Origin of the sequence: Paracoccus sp. R12_2, from assembly GCF_017744015.1 — a bacterium.
In the GTDB taxonomy this organism is placed as follows: Bacteria; Pseudomonadota; Alphaproteobacteria; order Rhodobacterales; family Rhodobacteraceae; genus Paracoccus.
Map to the genome: position 1 here is coordinate 111,134 of NZ_JAGHRA010000005.1, position 13,148 is coordinate 124,281.

General features: G+C 65.3%; 13 protein-coding genes. 10 read left to right on the plus strand and 3 right to left on the minus strand.

Annotation, left to right across the window (positions count from 1 at the left end; all coding sequences use genetic code 11):
- Window positions 1-58: 58 nt before the first annotated feature.
- The 4 genes from J7359_RS08240 to J7359_RS08255 are packed head-to-tail and all read left to right on the plus strand — an operon-like array spanning window position 59 to window position 4,701.
- Window positions 59-1,867 carry a DUF294 nucleotidyltransferase-like domain-containing protein gene (locus tag J7359_RS08240; protein ID WP_209056160.1) on the plus strand — a complete coding sequence of 603 codons (1,809 nt, stop codon included), beginning with the start codon at window positions 59-61 and terminating at the stop codon, window positions 1,865-1,867.
- The gene (locus tag J7359_RS08245) at window positions 1,864-2,391 is read left to right on the plus strand and encodes a hypothetical protein (protein ID WP_209056161.1); all 528 of its coding nucleotides are present in this window, start codon (window positions 1,864-1,866) and stop codon (window positions 2,389-2,391) included. Before J7359_RS08240 ends, J7359_RS08245 begins: the two co-directional genes overlap by 4 nt.
- A complete protein-coding gene (locus J7359_RS08250) occupies window positions 2,363-2,728 on the plus strand; it encodes a response regulator (RefSeq protein ID WP_209056162.1) in 366 nt (121 codons plus the stop codon). The genes J7359_RS08245 and J7359_RS08250 overlap by 29 nt, the downstream gene beginning before the upstream one ends.
- Window positions 2,728-4,701: a 3'-5' exonuclease gene (locus tag J7359_RS08255; RefSeq protein WP_209056163.1), complete on the plus strand. Its 1,974-nt coding sequence runs from the start codon at window positions 2,728-2,730 to the stop codon at window positions 4,699-4,701. Before J7359_RS08250 ends, J7359_RS08255 begins: the two co-directional genes overlap by 1 nt.
- Here J7359_RS08255 and J7359_RS08260 read toward each other — a convergent pair.
- Both J7359_RS08260 and J7359_RS08265 read right to left on the minus strand, forming a co-directional pair.
- Window positions 4,677-5,129 (minus strand): hypothetical protein, encoded by a 453-nt coding sequence (locus J7359_RS08260; RefSeq protein WP_209056164.1) that lies wholly within the window; start codon window positions 5,127-5,129, stop codon window positions 4,677-4,679. The genes J7359_RS08255 and J7359_RS08260 overlap by 25 nt on opposite strands.
- A 70-nt stretch (window positions 5,130-5,199) precedes the next feature.
- The gene (locus J7359_RS08265; protein WP_209056165.1) at window positions 5,200-5,778 is read right to left on the minus strand and encodes a rhodanese-like domain-containing protein; all 579 of its coding nucleotides are present in this window, start codon (window positions 5,776-5,778) and stop codon (window positions 5,200-5,202) included.
- Window positions 5,779-5,921: 143 nt separating this feature from the next.
- Between J7359_RS08265 and pedF the strand changes: the two genes are divergently transcribed.
- From pedF to J7359_RS08295, 6 genes are all read left to right on the plus strand, one after another.
- On the plus strand, window positions 5,922-6,593 hold the full coding sequence (gene pedF, locus J7359_RS08270) for a cytochrome c-550 PedF (protein WP_209056166.1): 672 nt from the start codon (window positions 5,922-5,924) through the stop codon (window positions 6,591-6,593).
- 12 nt (window positions 6,594-6,605) lie between these two features.
- Window positions 6,606-7,388 (plus strand): quinoprotein dehydrogenase-associated SoxYZ-like carrier, encoded by a 783-nt coding sequence (locus J7359_RS08275; protein ID WP_348524349.1) that lies wholly within the window; start codon window positions 6,606-6,608, stop codon window positions 7,386-7,388.
- A complete protein-coding gene (locus J7359_RS08280) occupies window positions 7,385-8,332 on the plus strand; it encodes a quinoprotein relay system zinc metallohydrolase 1 (protein ID WP_209056167.1) in 948 nt (315 codons plus the stop codon). Before J7359_RS08275 ends, J7359_RS08280 begins: the two co-directional genes overlap by 4 nt.
- Window positions 8,333-8,385: 53 nt before the next feature.
- Window positions 8,386-10,257, plus strand: coding sequence for a PQQ-dependent methanol/ethanol family dehydrogenase (locus tag J7359_RS08285; RefSeq protein WP_209056168.1), 1,872 nt, complete (start codon window positions 8,386-8,388; stop codon window positions 10,255-10,257).
- A 65-nt stretch (window positions 10,258-10,322) separates the two neighbouring features.
- The gene (locus J7359_RS08290; RefSeq protein ID WP_209056169.1) at window positions 10,323-10,949 is read left to right on the plus strand and encodes a pentapeptide repeat-containing protein; all 627 of its coding nucleotides are present in this window, start codon (window positions 10,323-10,325) and stop codon (window positions 10,947-10,949) included.
- Complete coding sequence (locus J7359_RS08295) at window positions 10,931-11,344, plus strand: hypothetical protein (protein WP_209056170.1); 414 nt, start codon at window positions 10,931-10,933, stop codon at window positions 11,342-11,344. Before J7359_RS08290 ends, J7359_RS08295 begins: the two co-directional genes overlap by 19 nt.
- 10 nt (window positions 11,345-11,354) lie before the next feature.
- Here J7359_RS08295 and J7359_RS08300 read toward each other — a convergent pair whose 3' ends face one another.
- Window positions 11,355-12,950: a peptide chain release factor 3 gene (locus tag J7359_RS08300; protein WP_209056171.1), complete on the minus strand. Its 1,596-nt coding sequence runs from the start codon at window positions 12,948-12,950 to the stop codon at window positions 11,355-11,357.
- Between the last annotated feature and the right edge of the window lie 198 nt (window positions 12,951-13,148).

Consider the following 13,148-nt stretch of genomic DNA (forward strand, 5'->3'; position numbering starts at 1 on the left):
ACCCGTCGCGCCCCCGGTTTCGGGGGCGCGGCCTTCCCGCTCTTCAGGATTGTCCGGCATGTCCCAGACCGCCGACTTCATCGCCACGGTCCACCCCTATGACGGTCTGCCGCGGAACGAGCTGGCGCGCGTCGCCAGTTCCTTCAGCCGCAGAACCTATCCCGCAGGCGCCGAAATCTATCACGTCGGGGATCTGCTGCCCGGTCTCTATCTGATCGAAGAGGGCCGGGTCCTGGTCACCGACCGCAACGGCGATTCCGTATCCGAACTGGGCCCCCGAAATTCCTTTGGCGAGCGTGGCCTGCTGCGCGACGGAGCCGCCGTGACATCGGCCAAGGCGGCAGAAGAGTCCGTCGTGCTGATGCTGCCGCGGGCCGAATTGTTGCGGCTGATCGACGCCCATCGCCCGGTGGCGCGGTTCTTTGATCGCGGTCGGGGGCCAATGGAGCGCGGCACCGATATCGCCCTGCTGAAAGTGGGCGATCTGCTCAACCGCGGGGCGCAAAGCTGTTCGCCGGACACGCCGATCATCGACGCCGCGCGGATGATGCGCGACGCAGGCATCAGCAGCCTTGGGGTCGCGTCGGATGGCCGGCTGACCGGGCTGGTCACGATCCGCGATATGTCGAACCGGGTCGTGGCCGAGGGGCGCGAGCTGCATGATCCGGTCAGAACGGTAATGACGGCGGACCCGATCACCCTGCCGCCTACGGCCTTGGGATATGATGTCCTGAACATCATGCTGGAACGGCGCATCGGCCATCTGCCGGTGGTCGAGGATGGCCGCTTTATCGGCATGATCAGCCAGACCGACCTGACCCGCGTGCAGGCGATCACCGCCTCGGCGCTGATCCGCGAGGTGGCCGAAGCAGGCAGTATCGCCCAGATGGCCAGAACGACCGCGCGGATTCCCGGGCTTCTGCTGCAGCTTGTGCGCGCGCATCAGCGCCACGAGGTCATCACGCGCATGATCACCGATATCGTCGACGCGGTGACGCGGCGTTTGCTGGACATGGCTCAGGACGATCTGGGGCCTGCCCCTGCCGCATGGCTTTGGGCGGCCTGCGGCAGCCAGGGCCGTCAGGAACAGACTGGGGTCAGCGATCAGGACAACTGCCTGATCCTGGCCGAGGGCGCCGACCCCGCCGATCCCTATTTTGCGAAACTGGCGCGCTTTGTCAGCGACGGGCTGAATGAATGCGGCTACGTCTATTGCCCCGGCGACATGATGGCGACCAATCCGCGCTGGCGGCAGCCGCGCGATGTCTGGCAGCGCTATTTCCGGGACTGGATCGACCGCCCCAGCCCCGAGGCGCAGATGCTGGCCAGCGTCATGTTCGATCTTCGGGCGATCGGCGGCGATGCCACGCTGCTGGCCGGGTTGCAGCAAGACACGTTGCAGATGGCCTCGAAGAATTCGATCTTCGTCGCGCACATGATCTCCAACTCGTTGAAGCATCGCCCGCCTCTGGGTCTGATCGGTGGGTTCGCCACCATCCGCAGCGGCGAGCATCGCCACCATATCGACATGAAACATAACGGCGTCGTGCCGGTCACCGATCTGGCGCGCGTCTATGCGTTGCAGGGGCGTCTGACGGCGGTCAACACCCGGGCAAGGCTGCAAGAGGCCGAGGCGCAGGGCGTGATCTCGGGCAGCGGCGCGCGCGATCTGATTGCCGCCTATGACCTGATCCAGACCATGCGGCTGGACAGTCAGGCGCATCTAGTCAAGGCGGGTCGCAGGCCCGACAACTACCTGTCGCCCTCGGATCTGCCGGATTTCGAGCGCAGCCATCTGCGTGATGCCTTCGTGGTGGTGCGCGGGATGCAGTCGGCGGTGGGGCATGGAAAGGGAATGCTGGGATGACGGGTGTTGGCGTCGAATTGCTGGGCGTGATTGCCGTCGGGATCGGCATGGCGGCGGTGCTGTTCGCGGGCATGCATGCCTTGCGCAAGGCCGGGCTGAACTTGCCGCGCTGGCTGCTGCCGGCGGGCATCGGTCTGGCGATGATCGGCTATTCCGTCTGGAACGACTATGCGTGGTTCGGGAGGGCCAAGGACCGGCTGCCGCAGGATTCGCAGATGCTGCTTGTTGGTCGCGACAGTCAGCCCTGGGCGCCATGGACCTATTTCGCCCCGGTCGCGGTGCGATTTGCCGCGCTGGATCCGGCCAGCATCCGCGACGAGCCGAATGGCATCAGGCAGGCCCAGATCATGCTGGTCGAACGGCGTGGCCAGACGCTGGTGGTGCCGCAGCAATTCGACTGCACACAGGGGCGCATCAGGCCCGCGCGGGGCGAATGGACCCCGGTACAGCCGGACGATCCGGCCTATGCCGCGGTCTGCGAGGGGGAGGGGAACGATGGCCGAGATATTGGTGATCGAGGATGAGGACAACATTGCCGTCGCGCTGGATTTCCTGCTGACGCGCGACGGCCACCGGCACGCCAGGATGGCGACCGGCAAGGGGGCGGTCGCGCGGATCCGCGACACGCATCCCGATCTGGTGTTGCTGGATGTGATGCTGCCCGATGTCTCGGGCTATCAGATCGTGCAGGACGTCCGGGCCGATCCGGCCCTGAAGGACGTGCGGGTGCTGATGATGACCGCACGCGGTTCGGTCGTCGAACGCCGCAAGGGGCTGGCGCTGGGGGCGGACGGCTTTATCGCCAAACCTTTCGAACTGAACGAACTGCGTGCCGAGATGGCCCGGCTGCTGGACGCGTGATGCTGACCCGGCTGTCCTTGCGGTTGCGGGTGCTGCTGATCTTCGCGGGGCTGGCGTGCGCCGTGCTGGCGGCTGTGATCCTTGGCCTGTGGGTCCAGGCACGCCGTCTGATGACGGCGGGCGTCGGCGCGGATATCGCGCTGGATCCTATCCTGCAGGCAGGGCTGATCGCGGGTTTCGGCGTTCTGGCCCTGATCACCGGCGTCTGGTTCCTGTTCGATCGAAACGTGGCGCGTCCGATCGAGGTTCTGGCCGGTGGTTTGCGGACCGGGCAGGTTCCGGACCCGGACGAGGCCCGCTATCTGGCCGATCTTGGCCCCGCCGCGCGCGATGCGGCCGAGGCGCGGGCGCGCTCGGCCGAGGCGCTGGCCGAGGCGGTGCAGGAACATGCCGCCGAACTTGGCCGTGAAAAGGTGACTCTGGAATCGATCCTAGCCGATTTTGGTGCCGGTGCGGTGATGACCGATGCACAGGGCAGGGTGGTGTTCTACAACGCCTCGGCGGCCCGGCTGCTTCCCGGTCTGGCGCTGGACCGGGCGCTGGACCGCCATATCGTGCCCGGGGCGCTGGAGGCTGCGGCAGCCCGGCTGGCGGCGGGGGCAGAGGCCACCGATCTGGTGTGCCTGACGGCCGAAGGCGCGCGGCTGTCGGGGCGGATGCGGCGGATCGACAACGGCACGCTGCTGATCCTGCGGGACCGCGCGCCCAACCGTCCCGCACCGCGCGACGCGATGGAGGCCCTGCGCCGTCACGCCGCGACGCTGGTGCCGATGCTGGATGCGCTGGACGGTCCGATCCCGCCCGCACTGGCACAGGCGATCCGTGACGAGGGGCAGGGGCTGGCGCAAGCCACGCGACGCATGTCCGAGATCATGTCCGCCGATGCGCCCACCGGCCGCGCCTTGCTGGCCGAACTTGCCACCGGTCTTGATCCTGCCGAGGCAGTGCCGCGCCTGTCGGTGCTGGCCGAGGCCGGTCCGATGAACGCGCTGCTGCGGACGCTGGACGAAAGGCTGCGCGCTGATGCCGTCGCGCCGCGCCTGCGGATCGGACGTGGAGACCCCGGCGAGGTGCATCTTCTGCTTGAATGGCAAGGATCGAGCGTGCCGATGGACAGGCTGGAAGGCTGGCTGCATGCCACGCCGGATACCGGTCAGCCGGACCTGACCGGAAATCAGATCCTTGCGGCGCATGGCACCGGCATCTGGCCCGAAGCCGCCGATGGCACCGCGCGGCTGGTCCTGCCGCTGCGGCTGGCCCCTGGACAGGCCGGCGGGGCGGGGCTGACCTATGACTTTGCGCTGTCCAGCCGTGGGGCGGCGTCATCGCGGCTGGCCGACCTGACATGCGTGGTCTTCGACACCGAAACCACCGGACTGGCGACCACCGACCGGATCGTGCAGATCGCCGGGGTGCGGATCGCCCGGGGTCGGCTGACCGGCGAACGTTTTGAGACGCTGGTCAATCCCGGCAGGCCGATCCCGCCGGGCGCAACCGCAATCCATCGCATCACCGATCAGATGGTGGCGGACGCCCCCGACATGACTGCGGCGCTGACGGCGTTTCACCATTTTGCCGAGGATGCGGTCCTGATCGCTCACAACGCCCCGTTCGACATGGGCCTGTTGCGCGCAGCCGCCGCCGAAACTGGCGCGCATTTCGATAACCGGGTCCTGGACACGGTTCTACTGTCGGCGGTGGTCTGGGGCGGGTCGGTGCCGCACACGCTGGATGCGCTGACTCAGCGGCTCGGCATCGCCATTCCGCCCGAGGATCGCCACACCGCGATGGGCGATACGGTCGCCACGGCCGAGGCATTCTTGCGGCTGATCCCGGCGCTGGAGGCGAAGGGCATCGAGCGGTTCGAGCAGGCCGTCATCGAGGGCCGCCGGCACAGACGCCTGATCGCGGATGCAAACCTGCCGATCACCGCCACCGGCGGCGGCGATCAAAGCTCGATTTCCGGTGCGTAGGGGTCGCGCGGGACCACGGGCGTCGTGTCCTGATCGTCGGGTGTCCCGAACTCTTTCAGGCTGTCGCCGATGGGCGGGGGCGGCGGTGCATCGGCCTTGCGCCGGATGACGATGTCACCGTTCTCAAGGCGCTCGGGCGTCTGATAGTTGCCCAGGTCGTCTACCAGAACCGACAGATCCTTAAGCACGGGTGCCATGCGCGACAGCGCACCCGACATGCTGTCACCCAGATTGTTCAGGTCGGGGCCGACGTCGTCCATCAGGTTTTGCAGGATCATGCCCATGCCGCGCTCGATCAGGCCAAGGCCATCGTCTTCGGCCTGCGGCGCCTGGTCCGCGGGCGGCGGGGAATAGTCATAGTCCTGCTGGGCCATCACGGGAAGCGCAGCAAGGAACAGACCGGAAAGGGCGACAAGACGCAGGCTCATGAGACCGAAGATGGGGGCTGGCGGGTCGTCGCGCAAGCCGCATTCGGCGAATGTGCGCAGCTGCCGCCGGTCAGTTTCGGGTTGCGCAGTGCCGTGCGCCGAAGGGCAAAGGAACCGCCGTCCGGGTCGGCATGTCCATCAGCTGCCAAATGTCCGTGCCGCCCGGGAACCAGAAGACACGGGAATATCCCGCCGCCGCGACATGCTGGACAGCATTCCAGCTCATCCAGCAATCGCTGAGGCAGAAGATCACGATGGGCCGATCCTTGCGCCCGTCGGTGCACACATGCAGTGCCTGATGCATATAGGCGGCGATGTCAGGTTCCTGCCTGCCGCGACCTATTTCGGGCAGCCAGATCGCACCGGGCAGGGTCTGGTGGTGCTCGGCGGTGATCCACGTCCCGTCCTCGCGGATGCGATAGCCCGCCGCACCCATCACGTCGATCAGCAGCGCACCGCTGTCAGCAAGTCGCGCGACCCTGACCGGATCGGTCACGACCTGACCGCCCGGCACCGTGGGTGGGACCGGGGCACGATAGGCGGACATGCGCAGGCCGGTCGCGGGATCGAACAACGGGTCCGCCCGTGACACGCCGGCGGCGTACAGCAGGAAGATCAGTGATGCGGTTGCAAAGCGTGCGATTCCCATCACGCCAGCGTGACAGCAACCGGGGCCCATTCCTATTCGACCTTTGGCCAGATTCCCCGTTCCGCGCTTCGACCAATGGACCGTTGTGAGGCTGGCGCTGCTGGCCTCAGTCTATGGGTCAGGCAATGGGGAAGGAGTTTCAGATGCTGCGCAAGACGATCGCTTGGACAGGGCTTTTCATCCTGCTGGGGACTGCCGCCGCGCTGGGGCACGGCGATACGGTTCCGCAATCCGTCGATACGGCGGGGCTGCCCGACCTGCCCGAAGAGATGGCGGCCGAAAATCCATGGCGCGAAGCCGATTCCGAAGTCCTGTTCAAGGCGGTCGAGGTCGGCGCCAAGGGATATAACAGCAATTGCGCCCGCTGCCATGGACTCGAGGCGATCTCGGGCGGGCTGGCCCCCGACCTGCGCTATCTCGAAGCGTCGGATTACGGCGACGAGTGGTATCTGGACCGGATCCTGCACGGGTATGAACAGAACGGTGCGGTCAAGATGCCGCCCTTCGAAGGGATCCTGAACCAGGAGGCGATCTGGGCGATCCGCACCTATGTCGAAACCCGCCCCGACGATCAGGAAATCGCCGAAAGCGCCGCCACGCTGGCCGAGATGCGCGACAAGCTGGCCGCGGTCCAGGACGACCAGCCGGCCGCGATTGCACTGGCCGATGAAATCGCCAGCGCCGGGCAGGGGTTCGAGGCGCTGTCCGGCGCGCCGCGTGCGATCACCCCGTTCGACGAGGCGGCACATCTGCTGTCCACCCAGCCGCCGCATGTGTCCGCCGCGCTTGAGACGCTGCAGGCGGCGGCGGACTGATCGGGGGCGGCGGTGACCTTGTTCCTGTGCCATATGCTGGATAACGGGTCTGCCGGGCTGGCCGCCTATGGCGGTGGTGCCACGCCGATTGCGGGCAAAGGGGAAGACCCCTTCGACAGCGGCATGTGGGATCTGCACCGGGCCGAGTATCTGGGCGATCCGGCCGGGTGGCAGGCAGATGGCGGCATGCGGGTTCTGGCCCCGCGCGCGGCCGAGGATACGGCCCATGTTCCGGTGATCGTGGATGCAACGGCTGTTCAGGGCCGGGTGCAGCGCATCGTCGTCACCATCGACTACAGCCCACTGCCGCTGGCGTTGGTCTTTCATCCCGGACGGGCGCAGCCGGTGCTGGGCTTCGGCGTCAAGTACGAGATCGCCGGCCCGATCCGGGCCACCGCGCTGGCCGATGGCGTGCCGGCGCGCATGGGCGGAGCCTTTGTCGATGCGATGGGCGGGGGCTGCACCGCGCCAGCGGCGGCCCATGCGCGCCCGGACTGGCAGGACGGATTCGGTCAGATGCGGGGCAGGCTGTGGACCGCGACCGGACGGCTGCGCGTCAGCATCCGGCACCCGATGGACACCGGACTGGCCGATGGAATCCCCGCGCATCACCTGACCCGGCTGCGGCTGCTGGACGGGCAGGGCGACCTGATTGCAAGCGTCGATCTGCACGAGCCGATCGAGGAAAATCCCGCGCTTACCTTCGCGTTGCCGCCGGATCTGGCGGCGGGTCCGGTCCGGATCGAGGCGCGGGACACCAACGGGTACCGTTTCGCGGGCGAGGTGACGGCATGATCTCGCGGCGACAGGCGCTGATCGGCGGAACTGCGGCGCTGATGCTGCCGCTTCCAGCGCGTCCGGCTGCGCCTGAATACCGGCTAAGCCCGCAGCAGGTCGCGGACGGCGTCTGGCTGATCGAAGGGTCGCGCGACAGCTTTGGTCCCCGGAATGGCGGTGCGATCTGCAATATCGTGATGTTGGCCACGCAGGCGGGGGCCATCGTGATCGATACCGGGGGCACAGCGCGGCACGGTGCGGCACTGCGGCGGTTTGCCGATCAGAAGCTGGGCGGCGTCGCGGCATCGTTCAATACCCACCACCACCCGGATCACTGGTTCGGCAATCAGGCATTTGCCGACCGTCCCATTCATGTCCTGCCCATGACCGCCCGGCTGCAGGCCGGGAACGCACAGGCGCTGAGCGACGGACTGTATCGCATCCTGGGTGGCTGGATGTCGGGCACCGCGCCGCTGCCGGGTAAGCCGTTGCCCGCCGATGACGGTTTCGGCGCGGGCGGACGTGATCTTCGGCTGCTTGCGCTGTCGGGGCACAGTCAGGCCGATCTGACGCTGATGGACCGCGCGACGGGGACGTTGATCGCGGGCGATCTGCTGTTTCTGGATCGTGCGCCCAGCTTTCCTGATGCCGATGCGGACAGGTGGCGGGCGTCGCTGGACCTGCTGGCCGGGCTGCCCGCGTCGGGCATCGTGCCGGGCCATGGTCCCTTTGCCCGCGACAGCCGGGCGTTCGTGCAGACCCGCGCCTATCTGGACGGGTTCCACGACCGCATGGCGCGCGCCGCCGATCTGGGCCTTGCCCCGTCCGAGGCGCTGGCCGCCGGTCCGATGCCCGATTTCGCCGGGCTAGGCGCCAATCCCGAGGAATATCGTCGCGCCGTCATCCAGCGATGGCGCGACTTTGAAGACCAGGCACTGCCATTGATCGGAGGCAGCGTCTGACGACGACCGACAACCCGGCAAGCCGCCGGTTCATTGCGACAGAGGAGGAGAGAATGGCTCGCAAGCCGATCACGATCCCGACCGTCAGCGCGCTGGCGCTGCTGGTGGCGGGAGGACTGGGTGGCGCATTTGCCAAGGACGTCACGTGGGAGGATATCCTGAACGACCACGAAACTACCGGGGACGTGCTGATGTATGGCATGGGCAACAACGCCCAACGCTATTCGACGCTGACCCAGATCAACGCCGAAACCGTCGGCCACCTGCGGCCGGCATGGGCATTTTCCTTTGGCGACGAAAAGCAGCGCGGTCAGGAAACACAGGCCATCGTGCATGACGGCGTGATCTATATCACAGGATCCTACAGCCGGGTCTGGGCGCTGGACGCCAAGACCGGCGAAAGGCTGTGGAAGTTCGAGGCGCGCCTGCCCGATGATATCCGGCCCTGCTGTGACGTGGTCAACAGGGGCGCCGCGATCTATGGCGACAAGATCTTCTTCGGCGCGCTGGATGCCAGCATCTATGCGCTGGACAGGAAGACCGGCAAGGTTGTCTGGCGCGAGAAGTTCGCCGATCACAAGGTCGGCTATACCATGACCGGCGCGCCGACCATCGTGAAGGACAAGGAAACCGACCGGGTGATGCTGATCCACGGCAGTTCGGGCGATGAATTCGGCGTGGTCGGCAAGCTGTATGCCCGCGATGTCGAGACCGGCGAAGAAATCTGGATGCGGCCCTTTGTCGAAGGTCACAAGGGCAACCTGGATGGCCAGGAAAGCACCACGACGGGCGATGCCTCGGCCCCAAGCTGGCCTGTGAACGAGGATGGCAGCAAGGTCGAGGCGTGGCATCACGGCGGCGGCGCGCCCTGGCAATCGGCCAGCTTCGATCCCGAGACCAACACCATCGTCGTCGGCACCGGCAACCCTGCGCCCTGGAATACATGGGAACGATCGCAGGGCGAGAATTATTGGGATTACGACAGCCTTTACACCTCGGGCCAGGCTTATGTGAACCCGACCGACGGCGAGGTGGTGGGCTTTTACCAGCACACGCCGAATGACGCCTGGGACTTCTCCGGCAACAACGAGATCATCCTGTTCGACTATACCGACAAGGACGGCAATACCCATCGCGCGGGGGGGCATGCCGACCGGAACGGGTTCTTCTATGTCACCGACATCGACGCGCTCAGCGAACGCGGCACGGAAATCAACAAGCCGACCGCGCTGCTGAACGCGTTCCCCTTTGTCGAGGACATCACCTGGGCAGAAGGGATCGATCTGCAAACCGGCCGCCCGATCGAGGTTAAAGGTCAGCGTCCGCCCCTGCCGGCGGAAGGCGAATCCAAAGGCGCCACGATTCAGGTCACGCCGCCATTCCTTGGCGGCAAGAACTGGAACCCGATGGCATATTCGCGCGATACGGGGCTGTTCTACATCCCCTCGAACGACTGGACCGAGGATTACTGGACCGAGAACGTGACCTATCAGGCGGGTGCCGCCTATCTGGGTCAGGGTTTCCGCATCAGGCGGCTGTTTGACGATCATATCGGTGCGTTGCGCGCCTTCGATCCGGCCACCGGCGAGAAGGTCTGGGAACACAAGGAAGAATTCCCGCTTTGGGCCGGCACGCTGGCCACTGCAGGAAATCTTGTCTTCACAGGCACCTCGGACGGCTATGTCAAGGCGTTCAACGCCCAGGACGGCGCAGAGCTGTGGAAGTTCCAGACGGGCTCGGGCGTCGTTTCGGTGCCCATCACATGGGAGATGGACGGCAAGCAGTATCTTGGCATCGCCTCGGGCTATGGTGGCGCGGTGCCGCTGTGGGGCGGCGACATGGCGCAACTGACCACCCAGGTCAGCCAGGGCGGATCGTTCTGGGTCTTCGAGATCCCCGACGAATTGCTGGCCTCGGCCAACTGACACTGCGGATCGGCGGGCGAATGCCGTCCGCCGATCCCTTCTTCCCTGCCGAAAGGACGGCTAACATGTTGCGATTCCTGTTGTCTTTGACCGCGCTGATCGGTGCGGTGCCCGCGAACGCCCAACAGGCCGGGATCATGGTCGAGGATCACGGCTTTCCGATCATCGTCGATACGATGGACAAGCCCGAAGGACCGCTGGTGATCGACGGTTGCGAACTTAAACCGGGCGCGGTCTGCCCCGGCGCCGATCTGCGCAACGCGAACCTGTCCGGGCTGGATCTTGGCGGTGCGGATCTTCGCGGGGCCAGGTTGACACGGGCCGACCTTTCACATGGCTCGATGAAGGGGATCGACCTGTCCGGCGCGGATCTGCGCGGCGCCAATCTCGAGAAATCGCAGCTTCAGGGCATGAAGGCGCCAGGCGCGGACCTGACTGGCGCCGATCTGGACTATACCCGCCTTGCCGGCGCCGATTTCAGCGGCGCGAACATGACCGCCGTTTCGATGGAGGCGTCCTGGGCCCCGAAAGCCCGCTTCGTCGGGGCGACCATCGTCGCCGCGAACCTGTCCGAAGCCAAGTTCTACAATGCCGACCTGGCCGAGGCGCATCTGGAATCGAACAATATCCGCTTTGCGATCTGGGAAGGCGTGCATATGGAAAACTGCACCGGATGCCCGTTCGACTGGTGATCGCGGGCAGTGCGCTTCTGGCGGCCTTGGCAAGCCCCGCCAGCGCCGCGCCGTTCGCCAAGGCCTTCCAGAACTGCCGGGGCGTCGAGGATGAGGGCACGCGGCTGGCCTGTTTCGACGCGCTGCCGGCGCCAGATGCAGAGCCGGAGTTCCGATTTTCCGGCGCTGGCAGCGGACAGACCCCGTTCTTTCGAGTGCGGACGCGTGCCAGGCTGGTGTTTTCCAGCGACGATGCGATCTTCGTCGCCTATCTGCTGGATCGCGACGGCGCCGTTGTGCAGAACCTGCATCAGGCCGGTGCCGGCGACGGCGAGTTCGTGATCGACCGGCCCGGACGCTATCGCTTGCAGGTCAATGCATCGGGTGGCTGGCGGGTGGAAATGCAGGAACTCTAGGCCGGAACCCTCAGACCATCATTTCCTTCGTGGCCGACAACGTCAGATCCGGGTGATCGCGTCCGACCCGGTCGATATCCCATTGCAGCCGGGTCAGAAAAACCAGATCCCCGTCATGATCCTGGGCCATGTGCTGCTTGTTGGCATTGGCGAAGGCCTCGACCTTGTCCGTGGGTCCGGTGACCCAACGCGCGCTGGTGAACTGCGATGCCTCGAAGCGGACGGGAATGCCGTATTCCAGTTCGATCCGGCTGGCCAGCACCTCGAATTGCAGGGCGCCGACGACGCCCACGATGAAGCCGGAACCGATCATCGGCTTGAACACCTTGGCCGCGCCTTCCTCGGCGAACTGCATCAGCGCCTTTTCCAGATGCTTGGCCTTCATCGGGTCCGTGGCGCGCACCGATTGCAGCAGTTCGGGCGCGAAAGACGGGATGCCGGTAAAGCGCAGCGCCTCTCCCTCGGTCAGCGCGTCACCGATCCGCAGCTGTCCGTGATTGGGAATGCCGATGATGTCGCCTGCCCAGGCTTCTTCGGCAAGCTCGCGGTCGGCGGCCAGAAACAGCACCGGATTGGACACCGCCATGGGTTTCTTCGAACGCACATGGGTCAGTTTCATGCCGCGTTCGAAATGGCCCGAGGCAAGGCGCACGAAGGCCACCCGGTCGCGATGCTTGGGGTCCATGTTCGCCTGCACCTTGAAGACAAAGCCGGTCACGGCCTTTTCCTCGGGGGCAATCTCGCGGCCGGATGCATTTTGCGGCTGTGGCTGGGGGCCGAATTCACGGATCCCGCTCATCAACTCGCGCACGCCGAAACTGTTGATGGCGCTGCCGAACCAGATCGGTGTCAGGTGGCCTTCCAGGAATGACTGGTGATCGAACGCGGGCAGCAATTCACGCGCCATCTCGATCTCTTCGCGCAGCTGCGTCAACTGGTGCTGCGGCACATGCTCGGCCAGCTTGGGATCGTCCAGCCCGGAAATCCGGATCGATTCGGCGACACGGTTGCGGTCGGCCCGGTCCATCAGTTCCAGCCGGTCGTTCAGCATGTCATAGCAGCCAAGGAAATCGCGACCCATGCCGATCGGCCAGCTTGCCGGGGCGACGTCGATTGCAAGATTTTCCTGAATCTCGTCAATAATTTCAAATGTGTCCCGACTTTCCCTGTCCATCTTGTTACAGAATGTCAGGATCGGCAAATCGCGCAGCCGGCAGACTTCGAAAAGTTTCCTGGTCTGACTTTCCACGCCTTTTGCACCGTCGATCACCATGATCGCCGCATCCACGGCGGTCAGGGTCCGATAAGTATCTTCAGAAAAGTCACTGTGACCGGGTGTGTCGACCAGATTGAATCGATGCCCGTCGAAATCGAACGACATCGCCGAGGCCGAGACCGAGATCCCGCGATCCTGTTCCATCTTCATGAAGTCCGAACGGGTTCGGCGCGCCTCGCCCTTGGCACGAACCTGTCCCGCCATCTGGATCGCGCCGCCGTACAGCAGGAATTTCTCGGTCAGCGTGGTCTTTCCGGCATCGGGATGCGAGATGATCGCAAAGGTCCGGCGGCGGGCGATTTCGGGCGGAAGGTCGGGGCGGTTGCTCATGCCCGCGCATCTATCGCGCCGGCGCGCCGGACGCAATTGGCGTCGCGCAGCGAGCGTGGTGAAAGACGATGGCAGAATCTGGCGAATTAAATTGCACTAAATGAAAATCCATATTAATTGAATTGCACACTCATAAAAATGGAATATAGTTATCGGCATATCGCCGTTGAGTTTTCCCTGCGTTGATCCGAAACTTGT